Here is a 26,831-nt window from a genome sequence, read left to right as displayed (position 1 = left end):
GCCCGCACCCCCTGAGTCCGGAGGCGCGGGCTGGCAAGTATCGGCTACTCCCCTACACCATCACGGCAGCTGCCACTTCTGGTTCGCGCCGCCCCCGCAGTCCCAGATCTGCAACTGCGTGCCGGAGCCGCCCGATCCCGTGTCATCCAGGCACCGGCCGGAGTGCGGGTTGACGAGCGTGCCGTTGCTCTGCGCCTGCCACACCTGCGCGACGGTGTTGTTGCAGGTGTAGAGCTGGATGTGAGTACCGTTCGCCGTACCGGCGCTAGCCACGTCCATGCACTTGCCCAGCGCCTGAAGCGTCCCGTTGGCCTCCACGGTCCACTGCTGCGCGTTGGTCCCGTTGCACGTGTAGACCTGCACCGGCGTGCCGTCAGCACTACTAGCGCTCCGCACGTCCACGCACAGCCCCTGGTACCCGGTGATCTGCCCGGACCCGGTCCCCGTGGACGACCCGGCCGGGGACTTCCACACCTGGTTCGCCGCACCGGAGCAGTCGTAGATCTCGGCCTTCGTCCCGGACAGCCCGGACCCGGTGTCGTCCAGACAACGCCCGGAAGCCGGGTTGCGCAACGTCCCGTCGGACTGCGCCTGCCACTGCTGCGCACCGGTGTTGTTGCACGTGTACAGGTCCACGGCCGTGCCGTTGCCAGTGCCGCCGGCGGCGACGTCCAGGCACTTGCCGAGCGAGTGCACCGTCCCGTCCGCCTCCTCGGTCCACTGCTGCGAGTTGGTCCCGTTGCAGGTGTAGACCTGCACAGCCGTGCCGTCGGCGTTGTTCGCCGAGGACACGTCCAGGCACAGCCCCTGGTACCCCACCAGCGGCGTCGTCGGGACACCGGCCGTCGAAGGCGTGACGGTCCACACGAACGACGTCGTGGCCTGAGCCCCGTTGCCGTCGGTCGCGGTGACGCTGACCGTGCTCGTCCCGGCCGTGGTCGGCGTGCCGGTGATCTGCCCGGACGAGGAGATCGACACCCCGGCCGGCAACCCGGTCGCGGTGAACGTCGGAGTCTGGCCGCCGGTGGAGTCGCCGGCCGCGACCTGTACCGACACGGCCGTCCCGGCCTCGCCCTCCTGCGGGCCCGGGCTGGTGACGCTCACCGGCTGCCCGAGCTGGTTGGCCGCGACCGGCAGCGTGCCGGACAGTGTCAGGGCACTGGCGGAGTCCGCGTCGCCGACGGAGATCCCGTAGTTCCCCGTGCTGGTGGCCCAGGCGTTCGTGCTCGTGTTCCAGTAGCGCAGGTTCTGCTGGGTCACCGGGAAGGAGACCGTCTGGCTCTGGCCCGGCTGCAAGTTGACCCGCGCGAAGCCCTCCAGCTGGCGCGGCGGCTGGCCGGAGGCGGCCGGGTCGCTCACGTACAGCTGCGCGACGTCGGCCCCGGCGCGCGAACCGGTGTTCGTCACCGTCGCGGTCACGGTCGCCGCGCCGCCCTGTGGCAGGGAGCTGATGTGCAGGTTGGAGAACGAGAAGCTGGTGTAGGACAGGCCGTATCCGAACGGGAACAACGGCGTCAGGCCCTTGCTGTCATACCAGCGGTAGCCGACGTCGACACCCTCGGAGTACTGCACCTGGCCGTTGACGCCCGGCCACTGCGCGCTGGTGTTCGCAGGGACCTGCGACAGCGAGGTCGGGAACGTCACCGGCAGGTGGCCTGAGGGGTTGGTCGCGCCGAACAGGATGTTCGCGATCGCGGTGCCGTCGCTCTGACCCGGGTACCAGGCTTCCAGCACGCCCTTGACCGAGGACAGCCACGGCATCGTGACCGCCGAGCCGGTGTTCAGGACCACGATGGTGTTCGGATTCGCGTTCGCGACCGCGGAGATCAGCGAGTTGTCCGCGCCGGACAGGTCGATGCCCGACAGGTCGCCGCCCTCGGACTCGGAGGTGCTGACGAAGACCACTGCGACGCTGGAGCTCGCCGCCAGCGAAGCAGCCGAGCCGCTGTTGCTGCCGTCGTTGTAGTTCACCGTCGTCCCGGCGGGCGCGGCGCTGGTGATCCCCTGAAGCGGCGTGACCGTGCCGCTGGAGTTGACCGACGCGCTGCCGCCGCCGGCGCTCTGCACGTTGGTCGAGGCGTCGGCGCCGATGACGGCGATCGACCTGTCCCCGGAGCCGAACGGCAACACGTTTCCGGCGTTCTTCAACAGCACCGTGCCCTGCTCCGCCAGGTGCTCGCCGGTCGCCTGGTTCGCGGAGCTGGTCGCGGTCGCGGCCGGCGAGCCCCCGGGCGGCCTGTCGAACAGTCCGAAGGCGAATTCCTCGGTGAGGATGCGGGAGACCGACGTGTCGATCGCCGACTGTGCGACCTGGCCGGAGTTGACCGCCGATATCAGGGAGCTGCCGAAGTAGTTGCTGTCACCCGGCATGTCCTGGTCCAGGCCGGCGTTCACCGACGCCGCGCCCGAATGCGTCGCGCCCCAGTCGGAGGTGACGAAGCCGCCGAAGCCGAACTGCTGGCGCAGGTCCGTGTTCAGGATGCCGGGGTTCTCACAGGCGTAGGTGCCGTTGATGGTGCTGTAGGAGCACATCACCGAGGACGCCGCGCCCTGCTGCACCGAGGTCTGGAACGCCGGAAGGTAGATCTCCTGCAACGTCTGGTTGCTGGCGATCACATTGTCCGACGGCGTGTTGCGGTTGGTCTCCTGGTTGTACGCGGCCAAGTGCTTGACCTGCGCCATCGTCCCGGTGGACTGCACGCCGCGGATGTCGGCCGCACCCATCTGCCCGTTGAGGTAGGGGTCCTCGCCGACAGATTCGAACGCGCGGCCCCAGCGCGGGTCGCGGACGATGTTGATCGTCGGACCCAGGTCGACCGTGGAGCCCTTGGCCGCCTCCTCGGCGCCGATGGTCTGGCCGAAGCTCTGCTCGGCGGAGGTGTCGAAGGTGGCTGCGACGTCGACCGGCGCGGGAAGCTGGGTGACGTTGTTCATGCTGTCGGCGACGCCGGCCGGGCCGTCCTCCAGGTTCATCGCCGGGATGCACAGCGCGCCGATGGACGGTGTGAAGCCGACGTAACTAGAACCGCCGGATCCGGTCATCAGCTGAACCTTCTGGTCCAGCGTCATATGCGACAGGAGTTGGCTCACGCGCTGGGGGATCGGCGCGCTCGAACCCACCCACGGACACGCCGTGGACGCGGCCGCCGCGACCGGCGCGGCGCCGACGCCCGGCGCCGCGGAGTAGGTCGCGACGACGGACGCGGCCAGCGCGGCCAGCGACAGCGTGACGCGGGCCCGGCGGAGCCGGGGTCTTGCAGTGCTCGACATGGTGCCTCCCAGGGCATGCGACAGCTTTGCGACGAGCTGAGTCGGCGCGCTGAGGGAGAGCGCTACCGTGGAACGGCGGTTGATCACCGTGGGCACGTTTGTTATCGCCATCAACAAACAGTGCGGTAACCCGGATGAAACACCTGTGACGACAGGCTGTCAATGCCCGGCTCAACTGCGCAAATCAGCACTGATAGAGCCTTCACCAGGGCTTATACGCGGAGATCGGGGTCGCAGGACCTTGTTGCGGAACTCGGGCGGGACCCGGGAGGAGGGCTTCGCCCGGGCCCCGTTCCGTCAGACGAGCACCTCCTCCAGCGGGGTCGGGGCCAGCCCGAACCGCTCGCGGATCCGGCTGGAATCAACGAGGAAGTCCTGGTGCGACATGTGCGAGGTCTCCTCGAACTCGCTCCAGATCGGCGAGGTCAGCGACAGCAGCGCGATGTCGCGTTCGGTCAGCGTCTCCAGGCGCGGCGCGGGTGCTCCGGCTTGCTTCGCCAGGATGGTGGCGACCTCGCGCACGGTCGCGTTGGTGGCCGGGGCGTGCCAGGCGTGGCCGAACGCGTCGTCCTCGCGCGCGAGCGTGACGAGGGCGCGGGCCGTGTCCTGGATGGAGGTGTAGCCGGTCGAGGTGTCGATCGCGGCGGGAGTCAGGACGAGCTGACCGGCGAGGACGTTCGGCGCGACGGTGAAGGTGAACGAGGAGAAGGCGCCCGAGCCGAGGAACTGTCCGGCACGCACCTCGGTCGCACGCACGCGGCCGGCCTCGTGCGCCGCCAGGGCCTCCTGCCACATCTGTGCCCTGACACGCCCCTTCGGACCGGTGGCGAGCAGCGGCAGGTCTTCAGTCACCGGGCCGCTCACGGGACCGTAGCCGTAAAGGTTGCCGAGCATCACGTAGCGCGCGCCGCCGCGCTCAGCGGCGGTGAGGATCGATCGGAACAGCGGCGGAACGGACTGCGGCCAGCCGTTGTACGCCGGCACCGCGCAGTTGAAGACGGTAGCAGCACCCTGACAGAGCTCAGCCAGCGGCTCGGTGTCGGTGGCGTCCAGAACGGTCGCCTCGACGAGCTTGTGGTCCACCGACGTGCCGCGGCGGCTGACCAGGCGGACCGGTTCGCCGGCCTCGGCGAGCAGGGTGGCGGTGGCCAGCGCGGGGGCGCCGGCGCCGATGATGACGTGAAACGGCATGGCTGTGCTCCGGATTCGAAGGAGGGATCGCCTTGCAGGAACACGCGAGCGTGTCCGGGGCGCTGATCCAACTGTGCGTCGCGGGCCCCGGCCCACGGCAGTACAACGGCAGCCACTCACCCGGAGGATCCGGCCATGTCCAAGCCCCTGCATCAGGTCGTGTTCGTCGCCGTGCCGCCTGTGATGGCGCACGATCTGTCGATGGCGCAGGTGGTGCTCTCCTCTGCCGGACCGGCCGGACAGAGCACTTACCAGCTGCGCGTGACGACGCCGGATCCCGGGACGGTCACCACGATCATGGGGCCCGACCTCGTGATTCGCGACGGCCTGGAGCACGTCGCGCTCGCGGACACCGTGTTCGTCGTCGGCGGTGGCGCTCGGCCGGGCATCGACGAGCGCGTCTTTGCGGCGCTGCGAGAGGCTGCTGCGGCGGGGCGGCGAGTTGTCGGGTCGTGCACGGGTGTCTTCGTGCTGGCGCAGGCGGGGTTGCTCGACGGCCGCCGGGCCACGACGCATTGGCACCTGCTCGACCAGCTGGCGCGGGACTTCCCGCAGATCACGGTCGAGCGCGATGCTTTGTACGTCGTGGACGAGCCGGTGCTCACTTCGGCTGGGGCTGCCGCTGTCGTCGAGCTGTGTCTGCACCTGATCCGCAGCGACCACGGCGCGGCGGCCGCAGCGGTCGCGGGCAGCCTTGCCGTGGCCAGCCCGGCGCGGCCAGCTGATCAGCCGCAGCCGAGCGCGCCGAAGCCTTTTTCGAGCGCTGCGGTATCTCTCGCCAGTACGAGGAAGTGGGCGCAGTCACGGCTGAACGTGCCGATCGGACTCGGGGACCTGGCCGCGCACGCCAATATCAGTGAACGAACACTCACCCGCCGCTTCCACGCCGAGACCGGACTCAGTCCTCTGCAATGGCTGCTGCACCAGCGCATCGACCTGGCGCGGCAACTACTGGAGACCACGGACCTCACGATGGACGGGATCGCCCACCGCAGCGGACTGGGGAGCCCGGACTCGCTGCGGCGCCACTTCGTCACCCGGCTCGGGGTCACGCCGAGCGCTTATCGGACGCGGTGGCGTCCAGGAAGTGCCGGATCTCCGTCGTGAGCGACGATTCCGCCGTCTCAGCCGCTTCCCCGATAGGCATCGGCCCGGGCTCGACAACGGGCCCGGACCGATGTGGTGGCGCTGGTTGCGCCGGCGGCGCCGGTTGCGCTAACTCAAGGTGAGCGTCAGCGGACCTGCCAGGATCGAGTAACCGTCGTTGTTGAAGTAGTAGACGTTGTACGTGCCCCGGCCGTAGTTCGCGGTGAACGTGACGCTGCCGCTGGTGCCGGGGGTGTACTGCCAGGCGGTCGAGGCCTGCGAGCCGGGCGTGTCGCCGGGCTTGTAGATCCCGACCCAGTTCTTCGCGCTGTTCGTGGCCGGCGGCGTGGAGTAGGAGAACGTGACCGACGAGCCGTTCGCCACGCTCGGCGTCGTGGTCGTCAGCGTCGGGCCGGTGCTTGCGGTCCCGCTCCAAGCGTCGTTGACGGTGGCCGCGTAGGCGTCGTTGTTGGTCAGCGGCGCCAGGCCGAGGGCCTGGTCCACCGTGCGCAGCAGGCCGTACTGGTCGGTGCGCTGGGCGCTGGTGTAGCCGGCCTTGACCGTGTTCTGCGATCCGAGCAGCAGGGTCGGAACCCGGTTGGGGTAGCTCGGGCCGTAAGCCTTGGTGGCACCCTCGTCCCAGGTGAGGATCAGGAGGGACTTCTGCTGGGTCCAGGCCGGGGAGTTGAAGATGGTCGGCAGCGTGGCCTTGAGCCAGTTGTCACCAGCCGTGACGCCGCAGGACTCCATGTCGTCGCAGTCGTCCGGCTCGAACCAGACGAAGTTCGGAGTGGTCGAGGCCGACTTCAGGTCAGTGGTCATCTGGCTGAGCGGCTGGTCGTGCCGGGCGCAGTAGCCGGTGGACGACTCGTCGGACTTGAAGTTCTGGAAGAAGGTGAACGGCACGTCGTCGGGCGAGTAGTAGCCGTGCGAGGTGTAGTCGCAGTTGCCGTTCTCGTTCTCGACGTAGGCCTTCCAGGTCTTGCCGACGGCCTCGACACTGTTGCCGACGTGCGGCGCGTTGATCGTGGTGGTGGCGATGCTGTTGTCGTGCAGGCCGTAGAGGCCGCCGCCCGCGAGGGCGACGTAGTTCGGGTCCGAGGGGTGCGTGGTGGCGTAGGCCTGGCTCAGCGAGGTGCCCTTGGGCAGCAGGCTGTTGATGTACGGGGCCTGCGAGGTGTTGCCAACGATGCCGGAGTAGTCCTCGTTCTCCATGTAGACCACGAAGACGTGGTCATAGCCCGGGACCGAGGACGGCGGCGCGGTGAGCGCCGGGGCGGAGACGCCGGCGCCGACGGTGAGGGACAAGTCGTCGGCGTAGCCGTCGGTGGTATCGCCAGCGGTCCAGGTGAAGGCCAGGTCCACCTTGACCGAGCGGGTCCCGGCCGGAAGCGTCCCACTGGCATCACGCTGCAGGAACTCGGTGACGTTGCCGCGGTCACTGTTGGTCACAGGCGCGATGGCGGCCGAACCGAGCGAGGAGCCAGAGGCACTGAGAAAGGTGGCGGTCATGCCGACGCGGTCATTCTGGCCGGCATAGCCGCCGAGCCACCCGGACATGTCGAACGGCACTCCCCCGGCGTCGATGGCCGAGGCAGCAGCGGACACGTCCACAGTCTGCGCCAGGTCCGAGTTCCCAGTCCCCCCGCCGGCAAAGAACTGATTGCCCCGGTTCGACGACCCGGGCGTGCTGCCGTCGGGGTAGCCGGACGCGCCGTAGCAGACGGCATTCGGGTCGCCGGAGACGATGGTCCAACCCGGCATCGTCATGTCATCGAGACCGTTCGACGAGCACTGCGCCGCATCCTCGGCACCAGCGTCGACAAGAAGGTTGGCACTGGTCGCGGCCTTGGCGGTCGCGGCATGCGCAGAGTGGGCGGAACTCACGGACAGCGCGCCGACCAGCAGCGCCAGCGCGGCACCAGAGGCGAGCACGAGGGAGCGCCCACCCCTGGCAGAGCGGGACAGGGACGGAGGAGTCATACGAGATCCTTTCCGTTCAACGAACGTGGCACGGGCACGGAACTGCCCCACGACTATCGGGACGCCAGGTTGACGGAGCATCCGTGCCCGATGAACGGACCAAAGTTGTATAGCCAACAAATAGTTGTCTGGCCAACTTCGGCCACTTGGCACCGTAACTCCGGGGACGAGCGATGACCAGGGATTGATCAGGGTTTTTAGTCGCGCGGCGACGGGCCAGCGCGGCCGACCACGCGGTGAGTCGTGTCCGACCGGACCATGCGGGGTGTTGGTTCTGGGTCCCTCGCCGCGTCGGCGGGCTCTGCCAACCTGGCCGGTTTGGCGGTGTCAAGCCGAACGAGGCTGCACCACAGCAGGTGGGGTGCGGCTTGATTCCGCCAAACCGGGCTGGTTCCGTTTACGGCGACGACGCGGCGAGGGGCCCAGAACCTCGGCGACCACAAGCAGCACCGCCAGCAGACAGCGCAGCGCAGGCAACAGCGGATAGAAAGCCGACCAGTCGCGGACCGCCGCCAAACAGCAGGTCGCGCGGGTCGCCCCCTCGCTGTAGAGCGCCCGCCGGAGGCCTCAAGGTGCCCACCACGCACGACGATTGCCGCCAACGCAACGCGTGCGCAGTGACTCGGACCGCCGCGCGATCTTGCACGCGAACACCGCCGGCCGCCGACGCGCTGCCGTAGAGACCTGAACCGCCGCGCGGTCTTGCACCCACATAACCGCCGGCCGCCGACGCAACCTGGTGTGCGAGTCGGGCGCGGTGGCATTTTGTTAGGGAATTATCGCCCCTTATACATAGGTATAGCACGCGCCGCCGACACCGACACCGACAGCCGCAAGCCACTGCCGCAGAGACCTAAACCAGCGCGCGGTCGTGCACGCGAACACCGCCGGCCGTCAACGCGCCACACCCGGAACCCGACCGGCGCGCGGTCTTGCATACGAACACCGCCAGCCGCCAGCGCAACATACGGGGCACAACCGAACTGCGTCCCCCTGCGGGGCCATCAAACCTTTGGCGAAGCCGTCAAAAACGCCTGTAACCCACAGACAACCGCACCCCGCCCGACTCAGCACCCACACGTAACACACCGACAGCCCTCACCCCTCAGGCTGTACGCAATCTCAACCCGCCCCCGGCAACCGCACCGTAAAAGTCGCCCCCGCCCCCACCCGCCCCACAGCGCGAATCGTCCCCCCATGATCCGCCGCAATCTCCCGAGCCAGCGCCAGCCCAAGCCCGAAGTGATGCGGCCCCGGACTCCCGCTCTGCGCGAACCGCTCGAAGATGCGCTCCCGATCCGCCGGATCGAACCCCGTACCGTCATCCGTGACTTCGAGTTCGACGATCCCCCGCCCCGCCTGGCGCACCGCGACCTCGATCCGCCCGTCCGCCTCGGTGTGGCTGACCGCGTTGTCGATCAGCGTCGAGATCATGCGGCGGATCGGGGAGCGGGCGCCTTTGATCGTCAGCTCCTCGCCGACCGTGTTCAGTACCATCTCGCGCGAGCCCAGCCGCAGGCACTCCGCCTCGATCACCTCGGCTGCCAGCGTCGCCAGGTCGAACTCCTCGCAGCGCGTCGGGTCGGTGCGCATCCCAGCCGACATCAGCAGGTCTTCGACCACGTCGTTCAGTTCGCCTGCTGACTGGACGATCGCCGTCAGCTCCCCCGTCAGCCGCTCGGACAACGGCTCGCCGCCCTGCGACCGCAGCAGCATCTGTGCGCGAGTATGCAGGCGGGTCAGCGGGGTGCGGAGTTCGTGGCTGGCGTCAGCGACGAACCGTCGCTGCCGGTCCAGCGCATCGCCGAGCGGGGCGATCGAGCGCCGGCCCAAAACCACTCCGACCACCGTGGCCAGCACCACGCCGAGCAGGCCGACCAGCAGCAGCGCGCGCACAAGGTGGTCCAGGTCGGCCTGCTGGTACCAGGTGTCGAGCACGGCCTGCCGGGTCACGCCGCCGTGCCGCACCGTCAGGACATCGTAGACCGTCGGCCCGGCCGTGACCTGCGTCTGTGCCGGGGGCGCGCCCGGTTGCGCCGCCGCGACCGCCGAACCCAGCGGAAACCCGGCCGGGATCTGCGCCGGATGGCGCACCGTCGCACCATCGATCTCGAACAGCCACAGACACGGCGTCACCGCGTCCGGGCTCCCGACCTCCAACGCCGTGCTCATCATGTGCCGCGCCTGCGTACGCTGCTCGCCCAACACCACGCGGTAGGCGCAGAACCCGAGCAACGCCAACGCAAGCAGGAACCCGACAGCGATCCGGCACGCCAGCGCCGCGGCGGCGCGCGAAAGTATGCGCCGCTCGGGAGCTGGCGGTGCGGACCGTCGGAACATCACAGCATGCCTATCCGGTAGCCGAGGCCGTACGCCGTCCGGACGATCTGCCGGCCGAGCTTACGGCGCAGGTAGTACACGTACGTGTCGACGACCGACTCGGCCGCCGTGTCCGGGAACACCTCGGCGCGCAGCTGGGACCGCGAGTGGATCGCACGCGGCCGCGCGGCCAGGGTGTGCAGCAGGTCGAACTCCCGTGGCGAGAGCGGGATGCGGGTCCCGTCCGGCAGAGCGACGTCGCGCGCCTGCCGGTCCAGGTAGCCGGCGCCGAGGCGGAGCAGGTCGGAGGAGTCGGCGAACCGGCGGTCCAGCGCGCGGATCCGCGCCAGCAGCTCGTCGACGTCGAACGGCTTGGTCAGGTAGTCGTCGGCGCCGGCGTCGAGGCCGCGGACCCGTTCGGCGTGCGCCCCGAGCGCCGTGAGGATCAGCACCCGGGACGTCACCGCGCGGCGCCGCAGCCCGGCGAGCAGTTCCAGACCGTCCATCCCGGGCAGCCGCCGGTCGATCACCATGACCCGGTACTCGTGCGCCAGACCGAGGTGCAGACCGCGCTGCGCGTCGTGCGCGGTGTCCACCTGGTAGCCCTCGCCCTCGATGAGGGTGCCGAGCAGCGCGGCGAGCTCGACATCGTCCTCGACGATCAGCAGTCTGGGCTTCTGCGGCTTCTCCGCTGCCATGACACCGGATTGTGTCACACATTGATCTCAGCCCCCTGTCTTCACCTCGGCTTCAACCGGACGCGACGGCCAGTTCGGCCTCCGGCTCCGGCGCCCCGGGCCCGACCGGCATCGGCAGCACGCGGTCCAGCAGCGTGAGCGCGGGCGAGGCCATCAGCGTCGTGACGAGCGCCACCAGGACCAGCGCGGTGAACAGCTCGCTGTTGATGATCCCGGCCTGCAGGCCCACGTTCAGTGCGATCAGCTGCATCAGGCCTCTGGCATTCATCAGCGCGCCGAGCCGCAGCGCCGTGGCCTGGTCCTGCCCGCTGGCCCGCGCGGCGATCCAGCACGCGCCGTACTTGCCGACCACCGCCACGATGACCGCGAACAGCGAGAACACCAGCAGCGGCCGGTTCCCCAGCAGCCCGAAGCGGGTGTTGAGGCCGGAGTAGACGAAGAACATCGGCAGGAAGATGATCCGGTTGCTGGTGCTGATGGTCGTGACCGCACGCTCGGAGGCCGCCCCACGCGGCATCGCCATGCCGACGCAGAACGCACCGAAGACCGAGTACAGCCCGATCTCGTCGGTGAACCAGGCCGCCGCGAACAGCACCGCGACCACGATCAGCACCTGCCCCTCGGTCGCCGACGCGCCCTGGCGCAGGGTCCGGGCCAGCAGCGGCCGCGCCGCGTACAGCACGAGAAGAGCGAAGAGCACGATTCCGCCGACGGCCACGAAGATCGGCTTCGGCCTGCCGGAGGCCACGGCGAGCACCCCGGCCAGCAGACACCACGCGACCACGTCGTCGATCGCACCGCTGGCCAGCGCGAGCGATCCGTACCGGGTCCCGGTCAGGCCCCGTTCGGTGATGATGCGCGCGAGCATCGGGAACGCGGTGATGGCCAGCGCGACGCCGACGAAGGCCTCCGTCACCACCGGCGAGACACCGTGCACGAAGATGCCGACGCGACCGTGTGCGCCGATCGTCAGCAGCGCACCGAGCGCCAGCGGCGCGAGGATCCCGGCGCTGGAAACCATGGCTGCCGCGCGCGCGATGCTCCGATCCAGATGCGACCGGAACTCGTGCCCGGCCTGGAACATGAAGGCGACCAGGCCGATCTGGCCTGCGATGTAGAGCACTGGTTTGAGCGCGGACGGGAACAGCTCGTGCTCCAGGCGCGGCGCGATCGCCCCGAGCAGCGACGGCCCGAGCAGCACGCCGGCGACCATCTCGCCGACCACCGGCGGCTGCCCGACCCGGCCGATGGCCCAGGCCACCAGGCGGCAGAACAACAGAATCACGACGACGGCGATGAAGAAACGGGGAGCCAGGGCAGTGGGACTCATCGCTCGGCCTCCTGGGCGGCGAAGTAGTTACGGCACAAGCGAAGGCGGCGCGCGTCCCAGACCATGTACGTGCCGAGCACCAGCTGGACGAGGCTGCGCCAGACGTCCTCCCAGCGGTCCCGCACCCGCAGCAGCGCCAGCCGCGCGGCCGGGCGGCGCGGCTCCCGCCGCTCCGGATCCAGCGGATCGAGCGGATCCACCGGCGTCAGCGGCGTCATCAGGCAGGGCCCACGGTTCGGCAGCGAGCGCGTATGCCCGACGGACGTGGACAGCGCGTAGCGCCGCAGCACCTCAGCCGCCGCAACGCGCATGGTCAGCGGCGCGATACCGCGCGCCGGACAGGGCCGGTTGGCACTGATCCCGAACGGGATGTTGTTGACCTGCTCCAGGTGGTCGCGCAGCCAGCGGTCCGGATCGAACTCGGCCGCGTCGGGTTCACCGGCGTGGTGGTACTCCGGATAGTTGAACAGCAGCACCGAACCGGCCGGGATCGACGTCTCGCCGAGCGCGATCTGGGCCGAGGTGATGCGGTGCGCGACGCCGAACAGCGGGTAGACGCGCAGGGTCTCGTCGATCACCCGGTCGAGCAGCGCAGAGTCCTGCGGATCTCCGGCCGTGAGTTCCTTACGAAGCTGCTGCTGCAACTCCGGGCGCGCGGCGATCGCCAGCAACAGATGCGCCATGCCCTCGGACATCTGCACCACGGCGGTGTTGAAGTAGGTGCCCTGGAGGTAGAACGCCTGCTCCTGCTCGGTGAGCGCGGCGGGCAGTCCGTAGGGCACGGCGCCGGCGGCGATCTTGGCTCGCAGGTAGCGCGTGAGCCGATCCCGGCGTCCCATGTGCCGCAGCCGCGTGCATTTCAGGGCGCTGACGACGTCGTTCGCATTGGCGACGATCAGGTCGCGGGCGTCCGGCGGGCACGGCTCGCCGAACACGACCTCGTAGTAGACCGAGGCCCATAACGGCATCATCGCGTCGCGCAACCGGACGACCCGGGCCCGCGAGCCCCGCCCCCGGCCGGGCCGCGCCGGACTGTCGACACGGTCGAACTCACGCACCGAGCAGCGTGCCACGAGCTGTTCCCAGTCGTCCTTGCGCAGCCGTGCGATCGTGCGACGCGTGGTCCGAGCGACGTCGTCGTACCGGGGCCCGGGCTCCAGATGCTCCTGGTGGACCTCCGGACCCGGCGCGAGCCAGTACCAGAACAGGTCCGACAGTGCCGCTCCCCGGCTGCGGCCGTTGGCAGCCGGATCGGCGTAGACGCGCTTGAAATCGTCGATGCCGACCAGCTTTCCGGGCACCGGGATCCCCTCGGTGCCGTTGATGAGGGCGAATATACGGACTCGAAGAGCCACGACGATGCCCGGCAGCCAGTACGGCAGGCTTGCCAAGACCGCCACCGCCAGCACCGCGATCGCGGTCCAGCTCCAGGCCGTGCCGCTCACCAGCGGCTCCCGGCGGCCGGCCGGACCAGGTCGGGGGTGAGGTCGGCCAGACCGCGGGCGCCGCACAGCGCGACCGTGTGGTCCACCTCCTCGCGCAGCAGCTCCAGTACCCGCGTGGCGCCGTCCTCCCCCGCGGCCGCCAGCCCCCACACGATCGGCCGCCCGACGCCGACCGCCGCAGCGCCGAGCGCCAGCGCCTTGACCACGTCGGTGCCGCGTCGGACACCGCCGTCCAACAGCACCGGAACGCTGCCGTCCACCGCCGCGACGAACTCCGGGAGCAGGTCGATCGTCGCCGGTACGGTGTCGAGCTGGCGGCCGCCGTGGTTGGACAGCAGCAGGCCGTCGATGCCACGGCTCACCGCGATCCGGGCGTCCTCCGGATGCAGGACCCCCTTCAGCAGGACCGGCAGCTTCGTGTGCTCCCGCAGCCAGTCGATGTGGTCCCAGGACAGCTCCGGAGACATGGCGATCTGCCGGACGTTCCCCGGCTCGTCGCCGCGCAGGTTGCGCAGGTTCTCGCAGGCCATCCCCGGCGGCAGGTCGTGGAAGCGGTTGCGCCGGTTGCGCTCGTTCGCGCCGAGCACCGGGGAGTCGACCGTCACCACCAGCGCCCGACAGCCGGCGGCGGTCGCGCGGGCGATCAGCGCGGTGGTGTCGTCCAGATCAGGCTGCAGATACAGCTGGAACCAGAGCGTGGGATCGCCGTCGGGGGCGGCGGCCCGCGCGGCGGCGGCCACCTCCCCGACGGCGACGGTGCTCGCCATGCTGGCGATCATGACGGTGTCGGCGCGTGCGGCGGCGCGGGCTGTGGCGATCTCGCCCTCGGCGCAGACCAGGCGGTGGAACGCGGTCGGCGCGATCAGCACGGGCATCGAGGACTTCGCGCCGAACAGGGTGACGGACAGGTCGCGCTGCGCGCTGCCGCGCAGGACGCGAGGCAGAAGGCTGAGTCGCGCGAAGCCGTCCTCGTTGGCGCGCACGGTGACCTCGTCCCGCGAGCCGCCGGCCACGTAGTCGTAGTAGACCGGATCGAGCACCTGCTGGGCCACGGCTTCGAACTCGCGGACCGTGAGCAGGTCGGATTCGGTCGCGGTGACGCTCACAGAGTCGCCACCTTCTCGAAGAAGGCCACGAGCGGGGCACGGTGCGAGGCCTCGCCGTCCCAGTGGTTCTCCAGGTTCTCCGCGAGATGGTGCTCGGCCAGCACCTTGCGGTCGCGGTAGACGCGGATGACAGGGTGCAGATACGCCGCGTCGTGAGCGGTCTCGGGGTCGTCCTGGGCCGTGCGCCGGACCGTGACGTCGAAACGGTCGACCTTGTCGTGGTCGGGCCCGTACTCCAGGGTCACGGCGACGAACACGGCGTCCGGATCGGCCAGGCCGCCGTCGAGGGCGTACGCCACCGGCACCTCTTCGACGTACTGCGCCTCGTCGCTGCCGGCGGCCGGCAAGAGGATGACGTCGGCCATCACGCCGAACTGCTGCCACAGCGCCGAGGAGCGGTTGACGCGCTCGATCGTCGCCTCGGCCAGCGCCTCCGGCGTCGCGGCCACCGCCCGGCGCGGCCAGGCCACGCCGCGCCCGCGCTCGTCGAGGATGCGGCTCAGGGCTCTGACGGTGTAGCGGAAGCCGTGGATGAAGCCGGTCGTCGCCTTCTTGAAATCGCGTTGCTGCATCAGCGTTCCGGCGAAGTACAGGCCCGGCACGTTGACCGACTCGAAGGCCGAGGTCAGCTCGGCGAAGCGGTCCTTGACGGCCAGCGCGGGCCGGCACTCCGGCGCGAACGGCTCAGTGTCCAGGCGGAAGCCGGTGCAGCACAGGATCCGGTCGTAATACAGCTCCTTGACGACCTCGTCGGCCCGGACGAAGGAGAACCGCACCAGGAACCCGCCTTCGGGCTGCGGCGCGATGTCAAGGACATTGCCGTCCAGGATCGCGTTCTGCGACTTGAGCTGGTAGGTGTCCAGGAAGTTGTTGTTCACCGCGCGCAGATTGCCGACGTAGTGCGTCTTCCAGGCCAGCCGCACCCCGTCCGGGCCCGCGATGTGGATCACCGCGGCCTTCTCGATCAGGTTGTCCGCGGTCTCGAACGCCGAGTTGCCCTTGCCGAGGATCAGCACGCGCTGGTCGGTGAAGTCGGCCGGGTCCGTCGGCATCGTCACGTACTGCTCGGCGTGCTCGATGCCGTTGATCGCCGGGATGTAGGGCTTGGACACACCGGTGGCCACGACGACGACCGCCGCCCGGTGGACGGTGCCGTCGTGCGTGGTGACGGCGAAGGGGCCGCCGGGCTCGGGCCGCCCGATCCGTTTGACTCGGCTGTTGTAGTGGACGCTCAGGCCCGAGGCCTCCGCGAAGTCGGCGAGGTAGCGGCGCAGCTCGTCCGCGGGCGGGAAGTAGCGCTCGGTGTAGCGGGTGAACAGCAGCTTCGGGTCGTCGGAGAGGATCGAGTTCCAGTCCATCCGGAGGTTGAGCTCGGGGTCGTCGGTCCCGGTGTGCGGCTTGTTGATGGAGATCAGGGTGCGGTGCCGGGGGAAGGTGGCGAAGAACGTGCCGGGCCCCTTGCCTGCTTCCAGTACGGTGTAGCGGCTGCCTGCCTCGTGCAGGTGCCTGGCGAGCTGGAGGCCGGCCGGGCCGGCTCCGATCACCAGGTGGTCGTACACGTCGCCGTCGACCATGGTCGTCTCGGTCACGCTGCTGTCCTCCGGATGCTCCGTGTGGCTCGGTTGCGCCCCCGTACGGAGGGGAGCATGCCGGGGGAAAATCAGAACATTTTCAGAACTGTCACCGGTTCGGATGACCCGCATTGACCGTTAGGCGGCATCCGTCGGCGAAGCACGCAGTTCCCGGTCCTGATCTCAGTACTCAGTACTCAAGTACTCAGTACGCCGGGACGCTCAGCTTCACTTGGTAGCCTCCGCCGGCCGTGGGCCCGGCTTGAAGGATTCCGTCCAACAGTTCGGCACGTTCCCTGAGCCCGATCAGACCCTGCTGCGAGCCTGGCAGCGCGAGCGAGGGACGGGTGGCCGGGGTGTTGGTGATGGTCACGCCGTAGGCGCCCGCATCGTGCCACAGGAGCACGGTCGCGCGGGCGCCGGGGGCGTGTTTGCGCACGTTGGTCAGGGCTTCCTGGACGGTGCGGTACACCGTGCGCTGCGCGGGGGTTCCGACGCGGCCCGGGAGTTCGCCGGTCAGCTCGGCCTCGATGCCGCTGGAGGCCACGAGTCGTTCCAGGTCGGCCAGGGTCGGCTGGGGCGTGAGCTCCGTGGCGCGGCCGCCGGAGGCGCGGAGCAGGGTGACCATGTGGCGGAGTTCGTCGAGGGTCTTCACCGCCAGGGAGCGGATGGTCTGCACGCCCTCGCGGGCGATCGGGTCCTGGGTGGCGACCTGGAGCGCGCCGGCCTGGACCGCGATCAGGCTGACCTGGTGGGAGACGACGTCGTGCATCTCGCGGGCGAGCTGCGCGCGTTCGCGGGCCACCACGGCTTGCGCGTGCAGCAGTTGCTCGTGTTCGCGCGCCTGCTCGATCTCGGCCAGGCGGCGGCGCAGGTCGCGGCGGGTCTGGACGAGCTGGCCGAGCAGGACGGGAGCGGCGACGGAGGCGAGCGCGTAGACGAAGTAGACGGCGGTCCAGACGCGCGGGGAATCGGTGGAGTTCGCCTTGATCGGCGAGGGGATCGCGGCCGCCACCGCCGACACCAGGGCGGACCCGAGCAGCAGGCGGCGGTTGCGGGACTGCTCGGCGAGGGTGAACAGGGCTGCGAAGGGGGCGAACAGGACGTCGAGGGTGTAGCTGGCCGGGAGGGTGAGGAGCAGCGCGACCAGGGGCAGGCGGCGGCGGAGCACGAGGCCGGCGCAGGACAGGACCGCGAGGGAGCAGATGAAGGGGGAGGCACCCTCGCCCCAGAGGTTGGCCGCCGCGTCGAAGGCGGCGATGAGGATGATCAGGGCGTCCAGGACCGGTGGCGGAACGCGGGCCCACCAGGGTTGGACGGCGGTCGCGGTGGGGGTGGACGTCGCGGGGCTCGTCGTCGCAGGAGTGGACGCCGCGTTGCCCGTCGCCGCGTTACTCGTCGTCGCAGGGCCGGTGGTGGCGGGGCCGGTCACGATGCGGTCCGCCTCACCGGCGGTCGCCATCGACGTCCGTCAGCATCCCGGCGCGCTGGGCGAGCAGCGCGGCCTGGACGCGGCTGGTCATGCGCAGCTTGCCGAGGATGGCGCTGACGTGGTCCTTGACCGTGCCCACGCTGAGGTGGACGCGCGCGCCGATCTCGGCGTTCGACAGCCCCTCGGCGACCAGGACCAGGACGTCGCGCTCGCGGTCGGTCAGCAGGCCGATCCGGGCCGACGCCTCGTCGTCGGCGGCGTCCGCGGTCGGGACGGTCCGGAGCACGGCGTAGGAGGCCTTCGGCGACATGACGATCCCGCCGGCGGCGAGCGTGCGCACGAGCTGGGCCAGCTGCGCGGGGTCGGTGTCCTTCAGCAGGAAGCCGGCGGCGCCGGAGCGCAGCGCCGTCACCACGTACTCGTCGGTGTCGAAGGTCGTGAGCATGGCCACCACCGGCGGGTCGGGGAAGGCCTGCAGGCCGCGCAGGACGGTCAGCCCGTCCACGTCCGGCATGCGGATGTCCAGCAACACCACGTCCGGCCGCGTCTCACGCACCGTCGCCAGCGCCGCCCCGCCGACCGCCGTCCCGACGACCTCGATGTCCTCGGCGGCGTTGAGGATCATCTCGAACCCGGACCGCACGAGCGCCTCGTCATCCACGACCACGACGCGGATCACCGGTGTTCCCTTCTGCCGAGCCAAGAACTTCCGCTCCCGAGGCTACGGCCCCCGAAGGGCGGCGCGGCGCCGCCTTGGTGATCAGCAGCCGATCGGCGTGTCCTGTCCAGCCGATCGGAGGGGGCGCCTCACAGCGATTCCGCGGCCCGGCTGATGAACCCCGAGCGCGCGATGCGGCCGGCGGTGGCGCGGTCGGGGGCCTGCAGTTTGGCGAGGATGGCCGAGACGTGGTGGTCGACGGTCTTGGCGGAGATGAAGAGACGTTCGGCGATCTGGGCGTTGGTGTGGCCGTCGGCGATCAGGCCGAGGACGTCGTGTTGGCGGCGCGTCAGGCCCAGCGGGTGAGCCTGGGTGGCGGCGCGGGGGCCGGTGGGGATGGAGCGGGCGCCGAGGCTGCGCAGGGCGCGGCGCGCCACCTGGGCCGCGGCGGTGGCGCCGAGGTCGTTGAAGATGCGGTATGCCTGATGCGAGTGCGCCTCCTGTCCGGAGTCGAGCAGCGCCAGCCCGGCCTCGTAGGGGCAGCCGAGGTCGGTCCACAGGGCCGCCGCGCCGGCCGCGTCGCCGGCGAGGCTCTGGCGGTACGGCTCGGCGATGTCGCCGCGGATCGGGTGCCGTGAGCCCGTGCGGCGCAGCCAGACCGCGACCGCGCCGCGTTCGGCGGAGGTGCAGGCTTCGCCAAGCGCGCCAGCGGATTCCGCTTCCCGGCGCGCCTGCGCGGTTTCGCCGGCGAGCCAGTGCGCCTCGGTGCGGGCCAGGCGGGCCGCCACCTGGTACGGCGGTTCGCCCTGCTCGTCGGCGGTCGCGGCGGCCTCGTCCAGGCCGTGCCAGAAGCCTGACTCGCCGCGGCGGGCCCGGATCACGCCGATCCTGACCAGCGCACACTGGCGGTTCACGGCCGACGGTCCCACCTCGTTCAGGACCCGTTCGGCGACGGCGACGGCCTCGTCCCAGCGGCCGGTACGTTCGAAGACGTGCGCCTGCTCGCCGCGCAGGAAGCTGGAGTAGGCGGTGGCGTCATGCTCGTCGCAGTACACGAGGCCCTCCAGCAGGTAACGCTCGGCGTCGGCGAAGCGGAGGCGGCCCTCGCTGATGCCGACCAGGTTCGCGTAGGCGCGCGCGGCCTGGTCCTGGTGCCGGCCGACCAGGGCGGTCTTCAGGGCCTGATGCATCAGCCCGGTCCACTCCTGCCCGAGGCCGGCGGCAGCGGCGCCCTCGGTGTTCAGCGCGCCGCTGAGCACGGCGGTGGCGCCGAACCGCTCGGCCAGCTGCCGGGCCCGACGGGCCAGGGCGATCGCGGTGTTGTAATCGGCGTAGAGCAGGCGCTGATGCGCCAGGGTCGCGCAGGCGCCGGCGAGCTCGACGGTGGGGCCGAGCGGTTCCAGGACGGCGAGCGCCGTGTACGCGCCGGTGACCGCGTCCTGGCCACGGCACAGGCTCCACGCGATCCGCGACAGCCGGGCCAACGCCGCCCCCTCCCCCAGCCGGTCGCCGACCTCGCGCCGCAGCGACAGCGCACGGTTCCCGGCGTCCTCGGCTTCGGTCAGGCGATCGAGCAGCGTCAGCTCGTCGGCGTACTCCTCGTACAGCCCCGCGCGCTCAGTCGGACCGGCGTGGTCGGCGAACCTCAGCGCTCTGTTGAACTGCGCGGCGGCTTCGTGGTGCGCGCCGAGGCGGGCGGCGCGGCGTGCGGCTGCCGGGGCGTAGCGGAGCACGGCCTTCGCGTCGCCTGCCGCCTCGGCGTGGTAGGCCAGCCGGGCCTCGTCGTCGCAGTTCTGCGTGTGGAGCGCGTCCAGTACGCGCCGGTGTATCAGGAGGCGGCGATGCGCGGGGACGGCCTCGGCGATCGCCAGGCGCGCGATCTCGTGGCGGAAGCGCAGCCAGATCCCGTCCGCGACCAGCAGGCCTGAGGCCAGGAGGTCGTCGAGACGGTCGAGACGGTCGAGGCCTGCGGCGTCGCTCAGCGCCGCCAGCAGCGGCAGCTCGACCTTGGTGCCGATGAGCGCGGCGACCTCCAGGACCGCGCGGGCGCCGGCGGTCAGGCGTGCAATGCGAGCGAGCACGACGTCGCGCGCCGACGCAGGGACTCCGTGCGTTTCTGCTTGGAGGAGTTCCGTGACGTAGAACGGGTTCCCGGCGGTCAGCCGGAACACGTCATCGGGAGCGAAGCCGCTGCCGTCGGCGAGGACTCGGACCGCTTGCTCCGACAGGGGTTCCAGGCGGATACGTCGGGTCGACGGCTGTGCGACCAGGTCGCCGAGCGCTACGCGGAGCGCGTCGCCGCCGGTCTCGTCGTCGCGGTAGGTGACGATCACGGTCACCGGCGCGTCGCGCAGCCGGCGGCTCAGGAAGCGCAGCAGGTCCAGCGTGGCTTCGTCGGCCCAGTGCAGGTCCTCGACCACCACGACGTCCGGCACGTCGGCCGATCCGAGCTCGTTCAGCAGCGCCCGGAACAGCTCCTCGCGGTCCGCCCCGGCCTCGCAGCGTTCCCCCAGCTCGCCGCCGAGCTGCCCGGCCACGTCGAACAACGGCCCGAGCGGCCGCGGGATGAACAGTCCGTCGCAGGCGCTCCACGACCAGCGCACCGTTGTGAGCTGTCGGCGTGCTGCCTCCACCAGCGCCGATTTCCCGACCCCGGCCTCCCCGGACAGCAGGACCAGCCGACCGACCGGGCCTGCGGCCTGGCCCGCGTACCGGACCAGCTCCGCCAGCTCGGATTCCCGCTCCACCAGCCGCACGCCCGCAGACTCCGTTTCCACGCGCTTCCCCCTCCCCCGACTGAACCGTTCAAGTTACCAAGAACCCTGATTCAGTCTCACCTGGTTTATAGCCGGGATCAGGGAGGCCACGCCGGGCGCGAATATGGGGAACTCCCGGGTTGCAGATGGATCTGTTCAGCTGCGACGAGACGCTTGCGCAGCGCCGGGTCACGGCCCCGTGGCAGCCCCTTGATCCCGGCCCGGCGACAGTCGATGTGACCCACATCGCATCCGAGCGGTTTGTCTCATCAACTTCTCATGTGGAACAGTGCGAGTGATATTGTTGCGAGGCCCCGAGACTGTGTTCTATCGCCACGCGCGCCCCCAGTCCCGAAAGGCCCCTTCCCATGAGCTTGACGAGCACGCCGCTGCTCATCCTCGCGGTGTGCCTCGCCATCGGCGCGCCGATAACCACGTACGTGCTGTGGAACCGGGCCCGCGGGCCGCGTCCGGTGCGGGTCGTGTCGCGGTTCGGGCTGATCGGGCTGTGCCAGGTGACGGTGCTGCTTCTGGTCGGGCTGCTGGTCAACAACCACTACAGCCTGTACGCCTCGTGGAACGACCTGCTCGGCACCGACGGCGGCGGGCCGGTCGCCGTGCACCAGGCCACGCGGCCGGTCACGGACCTGAACCAGTCCGGCGGGTCGCCGACGGACCAGCAGCAGCCGCCGCTGGGCTTCGGCGGGCCGGGGTCGTCGGCGCACCTGCCGCCGGCCGCGCCGAACGTGCCCAAGCCGACGTTCGTGCCCGGCGGGCACGGCACGCAGGTCGCGGCGTTCCGCGGGCCGCTGTCCGGGGTCGGCGGGAACGGCGGCGACGTCGCCGTCTGGCTGCCGCCGCAGTACAACGACCCGGCGTACGCCAACACGCGCTTCCCGGTGGTCATGCTGTTCCCCGGCTACCCCGGCAGCCCCGCCGGCTGGTTCAGCGTGCTGGGCGGCGGCCAGGTGCTCGGGCAGATGCTGACGCAGCAGAAGGCCACGCCGTTCGTGCTGGTCGCGGTGAACGTCAACCAGAACGGCCAGAACCTCAACTGCTCCAACATCCCCGGCGGGCCGCAGATGGCCACCTACATCGCCGAGGACGTCCGCACCATGATCGAGGCGAACTTCCGCGTCTCGGACCACCGCACCGGCTGGGGCCTGATGGGCTTCTCCGACGGCGGCCTGTGCGCCGGCAAACTCCTGGTCCAGTACCCGCAGTACTTCCGCTCGGGGGCGCAGATGGCCGGCGACTCCACCCCGGACGGCCACCAGGTCGTGCACGCCGGGCCCGACGTCGTCGACCAGAACTCCACCCTGTGGCTGCTGACGCACCACCGCCCCGGCCCGGACACCCCGATCAGCCTGCTGGCCGCGGTCTCCGACCAGGACACCGACTCGCTGCCGGTCGCCTTCCAACTGCAGGCCGCGGCGCCGGACATCGTGTCGGTGTCGGAGCACAAGCACGGGGCACACAACCCGGAGGTGTGGCGGAGCTGGCTGCCGGAGATGTACACGTGGCTCAGTCAGCATCTCGACAGCGCGCAGCCTGCTCGGTGAGGTCGGTAGGCCCGGCGAGCCCCGCGAGCCCCGCGAGCCGGATTTCAGTCAGCGGTTTGCTCCACTAGGGCTGCGAAATCCTCGGAATACCCGAGCAGCAGCACCACAGACTCGCGCAGCGCAAGGGCAAGCTCGGACCAGGCCGAAGAGTCCGGGTGCCCGTAGAGCGCTTGGAACGGGTTCCAGTCACTGCTGAAGTCGAGGCCGTACATCGAGCGGGCGTGGCCGCTGGTGTACATGCACTGGCCCAGGTCGTGGTCGGCATCGTCCCATGGCGGCCTGCGGACCGCGGGACCGGTCAGGCCCCGCGGTTCGCAGTAGCTGGAGCTGGGAACCCGTCAGCTGTCGTAGATCAGGTCGAACGACTCCCACGGACCGATCGCGTAGCGGTTCGCGATCAGCGGTGACGCGCCGGCGTTGTCGGCCGTCACGATCTGGCCGTTGGCGTGCGCGCGCAGGCTCACGCTGCCGTCGGCGTTGTAGACCGCGTCGAACTCCTCCCAGGGGCCGATGGCCGTGCGGTTGGCGATCAGCGGCGAGGCACCCGCGTTGTCCGCCGTGACGATGTCGTTGTTCGCGTGGGCGCGGAAGCTGATGCTGCCGTCCGCGTTGTTGATCAGGTCGAACGACTCCCACGGGCCGATCGCCGTGCGGTTCGCGATCAGCGGCGAGGCGCCGGTGTTGTCGGCGGTCACGATGTCGTTGTTCGCGTGGGCGCGCAGGCTGATGACCGGTTGGGCTGAGGGCGTGACCAGGTCGAACTCCTCCCAGGGGCCGATGGCGGTGCGGTTGGCGATCAGCGGTGAGGCGCCAGCGTTGTCCGCGGTGACGATGTCGCCGTTGGCGTGGGCGCGGAAGCTGATGCTGCCGTCCGCGTTCCTGATGAGGTCGAACGACTCCCAGGGGCCGATCGCCGTCCGGTTCGCGATCAGCGGCGAGGCGCCCGCGTTGTCGGCCGTCACGACCTTGGCGTTCGCGTGCGCCCGCAGGCTCACGCTGCCGTCCGGGTTGTTGATCAGGTCGAACTGCTCCCAGGGGCCGACAGCCGTGCGGTTGGCGATCAGCGGCGAGGCGCCGGCGTTGTCGGCCGTCACGTAGTCGCCGTTGGCGTGCGCGCGCAGCGCTATGACCGAGACGGTCGACGTCGGCGCGAACGCCGAGAAGCCGTTGGGCGTGCCCAGGCCGGTGGGTCCGTCGTAGCCGGGGCCGGCGGTGCACAGGTACGCCGGCGTGCAGCTGCCGTTGGCGCCGGTGGTGACGTCGAACAGCGCGTACGCGTGCTGATATGGGTACTTCGCCGGGCGGTCCGTGGTGCCCGGGACGCTGGCCAGCGCGTAGACGGAGGCGATGATCGGCGAGGCGACGGAGGTGCCGCCGAAGACGACCCAGCCGGACTGGCCGTAGGAGTCGTAGACGGCGACGCCGGTGTTCGGGTCCGCGACCGCGGAGACGTCGGCGACGGTGCGGCGCGGGCAGCCGGTGTCGGTCTGCCACGCGGGCTTCGGGTCGTACGCCGAGCAGCCGGAGCCGGCCCCGGACCACGCCGACTCGCTCCAGCCGCGCGCGGTGGAGGCGGTGGTCAGCGAGGTACCGCCGACCGAGGTGACGTACTGGGAGGCGGCCGGGTACTCGACGCCGTAGCCGTTGTCGCCGGAGGAAACGGTGATCGCGACGCCGGGGTGGTTGAAGTAGGCCGCGTCGTAACCGGTGTCGGCCGCGGACTCGCCGCCGCCGTAGCTGTTCGACACGAACTTCGCCCCGAGCGCGACGGCCTCGTTCACCGACGCGCCGAGGTCGCCGATGGTCGCACTATTGGCCTCGACCAGCAGGATGTGCGCGCCGGGCGCGATCGCCGAGACCATGTCCAGGTCCAGCGAGATCTCCCCGGCCCAGCCGGCGTTCGGCGGCGGGTAGCTGGTGCCGCCGGACTGGTTGACCTTGCGGAAGCAGCCGTTCGCCGTGGTGCACGCGGCCAGGCCGTACTGGCTGCGGTAGGCGGCCAGGTCGCTCTCGGCGTTCGGGTCGTCGTAGGCGTCGACGATGGCGACGGTCTCACTGGCGCTGCCGCTGCCGGTCAGCTCGTAGGCCGAGCGCAGATCGCCGGGGCCGTAGCCGGCGGGGTTGGCCGCCGGGCTGAGCGCGGCGGCGCGGACGCCGGCGATGTCGGTACGTATCAGGGCCAGGCAGGCCATCTGCCCGGGCGCCTCGGCGGCCGAGCACAGGCGTTGGGTCGCGGCCGGGGCCGAATGCGGGACGGCCGCGGTCGCGGTGGTGGTTGCGGTCGTGGCGGTGGTTACGGCGGACGCGCTCCGCGCACCCAAGCCGCCGAACGCCGTGCCGATCAGCATGACCGCCGCCAGGAATATCAGTATCCTGAGCCTGCGACGCATGCGGGTGTTCCTCGTTGTCACGCGAGCTCCTTCGGATGAACCGAGTGAATCAGGGTTCTGACGCGCGTCGACGCATCCGCGAAGCTAGTGAGCGCCCCTGCCGGGCGCAAGACGCCGTATCGATTAGTCAGGTATCGCGGCGCACAGGAAAGTTCCGGACATCGGTTGATATCCGGAGCAATAGAGGAATGCCACCTACACGAGTCGTTCGGCGTTCGCTGCGGCCCAGGCGCGGACCGCGGTCATGAACTCGTCGCGGACAGCGGCGACACGCGCTTCTTCGCGCGCGTCGCGGTCGTCCGCGGCCTCGCCGCCGTCATCCGCGACGCCGTCGTCCCCGGGCTCGTCGTCCACGCCGCCGTCGTCGGCGTACTCGGCGAACAGGTCGGCGCAGCCGTCGATGCCGACCAGCAGGTCCTCCAGCAGGTCCAGCGCCGGCCGGGCCGGGTCCAGCGGGGTGGTGCGGACCTCGGCGAGCAGGTGGTCGAGGGCGTCCTCGTCGTCCGGGGCGACGCGCTGGACGGCCTGCTGGACCTCGGCGACGGCGTCCGCGAGCCCGACCGGGTTCGGGACCTCGCCCTCGGCCACGGCCATCGCGTCGCGGATCAGCTCGGTGACCGCCTCGTGCGGGCTGGCGCCGTCCTCCAGCAGGTCCAGGACGATGGACAAGGTGGCGACCGGCAGCCCGGTGATGCCGTCGGCCTCCAGGACCGCGGCCGTCACGGACTGGCCGGTGACCTCGGCGGCGACGCTGGCGGCGGCGTGCAGCCAGTGCGCGGCGGCCACCGCGGCCGCGGTGGGGTCGACGGCGGTGAACAGCTCGTCGGGGCCGAAGGGGTTCTCGCGCAGGAGGCGGTCGGCCTCGGCGACCTGCACCGGCGAGGCGTCGGCCCGGGACAGGACGACGGCCTGGCGGGCGCGCCCGGACAGGTCGCCGAGCTCGGCCTGCTCCACCGCGGCGATCTCGATGTGGACCTCGGCGGCGACGGACTTGGCCAGCTCGGTGTCGCCGATCGCGTGCAGCGCGCGCCCGAGGCGGTGCGCGGCCTCCTCGACGACGATGTAGGACTGCACGATCATGCCGTTCTCCGGCAGGTTCGGCTCCGCGATCGCCTCCGGCACGCCGGCGAAGGCGTCGCGCTCGGCCTGCCGGCGCCAGCCCTCGCTGCCGTCCTCCAGGTCGTCCTCGGCGGCGGAGGCCGGGTGGGTGTAGGCGTGCCACAGCGCGGCCGACAGGTCCGTCAGCGTGCGCGCCACGGCGTAGCGCTGGTCGGCCGGAGTGGCGGGCGGCAGCGTGGCCACGGTGCCGGCGGTGTCGCCGTCGCCGGTGGCCCAGGCGGCGATGAGCGCGCCGCGCTGTTCGTCGATCGCGTAACGGGTCACGTCGGGTCTCCGGTCTCGGTCGGGGTGTCAGAACCATGATCGCACCAGTAGAGCCCGAGTCTCACGTATTCGGGCGATGCGGACTCCCCGACGGTTGCTGACGTTACCCACTCACGAGGCGCGCGCCGCTACTCGCCCTTCGAAGCCGCGATCTCCGCGATCTGCGCCCGCGCGGCGGCGACCAGTTCGGCATTGGTGTGCGCGTGGCCGGCCAGGCCCCAGCCGCCGTCGGGGGCCTCGGTGAGCAGGACCCAGGTTCGCTCGGCGGTCGAGGGGTCGCCGGCGGCCGCCGCCACCAGGTCGGTGAGTTGGCGCACGACGGCGAGCTGCTTGTCGCGGTCCAGGGCGCCGAGGTTGGTCAGGACCTGGACCCGGATGTGGTCGGCGGCGCCGTCGACGTTCGAGAAGTGGTCGGCGGGCAGGTCGTGCACGAACGCCGCGGTGTTCTGGCGGAACATGGGGATGTCCGGCACCTGCTCGATGCGCATCAGGGTGGCGGCGAGGTCCTGGGTGAGCTTCTTCGGCTCGGCGAAGGTCCCGGCGGCGGCGTAGACGTCGATCATCGGCATTTCCGTGCTCCTTGTGCGAACGTCCAGGCGCTTCCGGTGGGGCCCGGATCTTTGCCCTCACCAGCGTGCCAGCTGGGTTCGC

General features: G+C 70.6%; 17 protein-coding genes and 1 pseudogene. 2 read left to right on the top strand and 16 right to left on the bottom strand.

Annotation, left to right across the window (positions count from 1 at the left end; genetic code table 11):
* Window positions 1-60: 60 nt before the first annotated feature.
* Both ABH935_RS05465 and ABH935_RS05460 read right to left on the bottom strand, forming a co-directional pair.
* Window positions 61-3,270 (bottom strand): glycoside hydrolase family 3 C-terminal domain-containing protein, encoded by a 3,210-nt coding sequence (locus tag ABH935_RS05465; RefSeq protein ID WP_370376651.1) that lies wholly within the window; start codon window positions 3,268-3,270, stop codon window positions 61-63.
* Between the two features lie 297 nt (window positions 3,271-3,567).
* Window positions 3,568-4,461 carry an NAD-dependent epimerase/dehydratase family protein gene (locus ABH935_RS05460; RefSeq protein ID WP_370376650.1) on the bottom strand — a complete coding sequence of 298 codons (894 nt, stop codon included), beginning with the start codon at window positions 4,459-4,461 and terminating at the stop codon, window positions 3,568-3,570.
* A gap of 135 nt (window positions 4,462-4,596) precedes the next feature.
* Here ABH935_RS05460 and ABH935_RS05455 point away from each other — a divergent pair, with 135 nt between their 5' ends.
* A complete protein-coding gene (locus ABH935_RS05455) occupies window positions 4,597-5,568 on the top strand; it encodes a GlxA family transcriptional regulator (RefSeq protein ID WP_370376649.1) in 972 nt (323 codons plus the stop codon).
* Window positions 5,569-5,676: 108 nt separating this feature from the next.
* On the opposite strand, the gene ABH935_RS05450 is transcribed toward ABH935_RS05455, so the two are convergent.
* From ABH935_RS05450 to ABH935_RS05405, 10 genes are all read right to left on the bottom strand, one after another.
* On the bottom strand, window positions 5,677-7,530 hold the full coding sequence (locus ABH935_RS05450) for an alkaline phosphatase family protein (protein ID WP_370376648.1): 1,854 nt from the start codon (window positions 7,528-7,530) through the stop codon (window positions 5,677-5,679).
* Window positions 7,531-8,652: 1,122 nt separating this feature from the next.
* Complete coding sequence (locus tag ABH935_RS05445) at window positions 8,653-9,870, bottom strand: sensor histidine kinase (RefSeq protein WP_370376647.1); 1,218 nt, start codon at window positions 9,868-9,870, stop codon at window positions 8,653-8,655.
* Window positions 9,870-10,547, bottom strand: coding sequence for a response regulator transcription factor (locus ABH935_RS05440; protein ID WP_370376646.1), 678 nt, complete (start codon window positions 10,545-10,547; stop codon window positions 9,870-9,872). The genes ABH935_RS05445 and ABH935_RS05440 overlap by 1 nt, the downstream gene beginning before the upstream one ends.
* 52 nt (window positions 10,548-10,599) lie before the next feature.
* Entirely contained in the window at window positions 10,600-11,877 is a 1,278-nt protein-coding gene (locus ABH935_RS05435; RefSeq protein ID WP_370376645.1) for a cation:proton antiporter, read from the bottom strand.
* Window positions 11,874-13,322 (bottom strand): cytochrome P450, encoded by a 1,449-nt coding sequence (locus ABH935_RS05430; RefSeq protein ID WP_370376644.1) that lies wholly within the window; start codon window positions 13,320-13,322, stop codon window positions 11,874-11,876. Before ABH935_RS05430 ends, ABH935_RS05435 begins: the two co-directional genes overlap by 4 nt.
* Window positions 13,319-14,401, bottom strand: coding sequence for an alpha-hydroxy acid oxidase (locus ABH935_RS05425; protein WP_370376938.1), 1,083 nt, complete (start codon window positions 14,399-14,401; stop codon window positions 13,319-13,321). The genes ABH935_RS05430 and ABH935_RS05425 overlap by 4 nt, the downstream gene beginning before the upstream one ends.
* Window positions 14,402-14,424: 23 nt before the next feature.
* A complete protein-coding gene (locus ABH935_RS05420) occupies window positions 14,425-16,002 on the bottom strand; it encodes an NAD(P)-binding domain-containing protein (RefSeq protein ID WP_370376937.1) in 1,578 nt (525 codons plus the stop codon).
* A gap of 202 nt (window positions 16,003-16,204) precedes the next feature.
* Window positions 16,205-17,461, bottom strand: a complete 1,257-nt coding sequence (locus ABH935_RS05415; RefSeq protein WP_370376643.1) for a sensor histidine kinase — start codon at window positions 17,459-17,461, stop codon at window positions 16,205-16,207.
* Window positions 17,445-18,110 (bottom strand): response regulator, encoded by a 666-nt coding sequence (locus tag ABH935_RS05410; protein ID WP_370376642.1) that lies wholly within the window; start codon window positions 18,108-18,110, stop codon window positions 17,445-17,447. Before ABH935_RS05410 ends, ABH935_RS05415 begins: the two co-directional genes overlap by 17 nt.
* A gap of 128 nt (window positions 18,111-18,238) precedes the next feature.
* On the bottom strand, window positions 18,239-20,866 hold the full coding sequence (locus ABH935_RS05405; RefSeq protein ID WP_370376641.1) for an AAA family ATPase: 2,628 nt from the start codon (window positions 20,864-20,866) through the stop codon (window positions 18,239-18,241).
* Between the two features lie 347 nt (window positions 20,867-21,213).
* On the opposite strand from ABH935_RS05405, the gene ABH935_RS05400 reads away from it, so the two are divergent.
* A complete protein-coding gene (locus ABH935_RS05400; RefSeq protein WP_370376640.1) occupies window positions 21,214-22,407 on the top strand; it encodes an alpha/beta hydrolase in 1,194 nt (397 codons plus the stop codon).
* A 44-nt stretch (window positions 22,408-22,451) separates the two neighbouring features.
* Here ABH935_RS05400 and ABH935_RS05395 read toward each other — a convergent pair whose 3' ends face one another.
* The 4 genes and pseudogenes from ABH935_RS05395 to ABH935_RS05380 form a co-directional block, all read right to left on the bottom strand.
* The gene (locus ABH935_RS05395) at window positions 22,452-22,646 is read right to left on the bottom strand and encodes a hypothetical protein (RefSeq protein ID WP_370376639.1); all 195 of its coding nucleotides are present in this window, start codon (window positions 22,644-22,646) and stop codon (window positions 22,452-22,454) included.
* A gap of 912 nt (window positions 22,647-23,558) precedes the next feature.
* A pseudogene (locus ABH935_RS05390) lies at window positions 23,559-24,755 on the bottom strand (S8 family serine peptidase); the annotation flags it as partial.
* A 237-nt stretch (window positions 24,756-24,992) separates the two neighbouring features.
* On the bottom strand, window positions 24,993-26,180 hold the full coding sequence (locus tag ABH935_RS05385) for a hypothetical protein (RefSeq protein ID WP_370376638.1): 1,188 nt from the start codon (window positions 26,178-26,180) through the stop codon (window positions 24,993-24,995).
* Between the two features lie 128 nt (window positions 26,181-26,308).
* A complete protein-coding gene (locus ABH935_RS05380) occupies window positions 26,309-26,749 on the bottom strand; it encodes a 4-oxalocrotonate tautomerase family protein (RefSeq protein WP_370376637.1) in 441 nt (146 codons plus the stop codon).
* Between the last annotated feature and the right edge of the window lie 82 nt (window positions 26,750-26,831).

The sequence above is a fragment of the Catenulispora sp. GAS73 genome, from assembly GCF_041262085.1.
Taxonomy (GTDB): Bacteria; Actinomycetota; Actinomycetes; order Streptomycetales; family Catenulisporaceae; genus Catenulispora.
The sequence above is the reverse complement of the archived record's forward strand: the minus strand, read 5'-3'. Positions and strand labels throughout refer to the sequence as shown.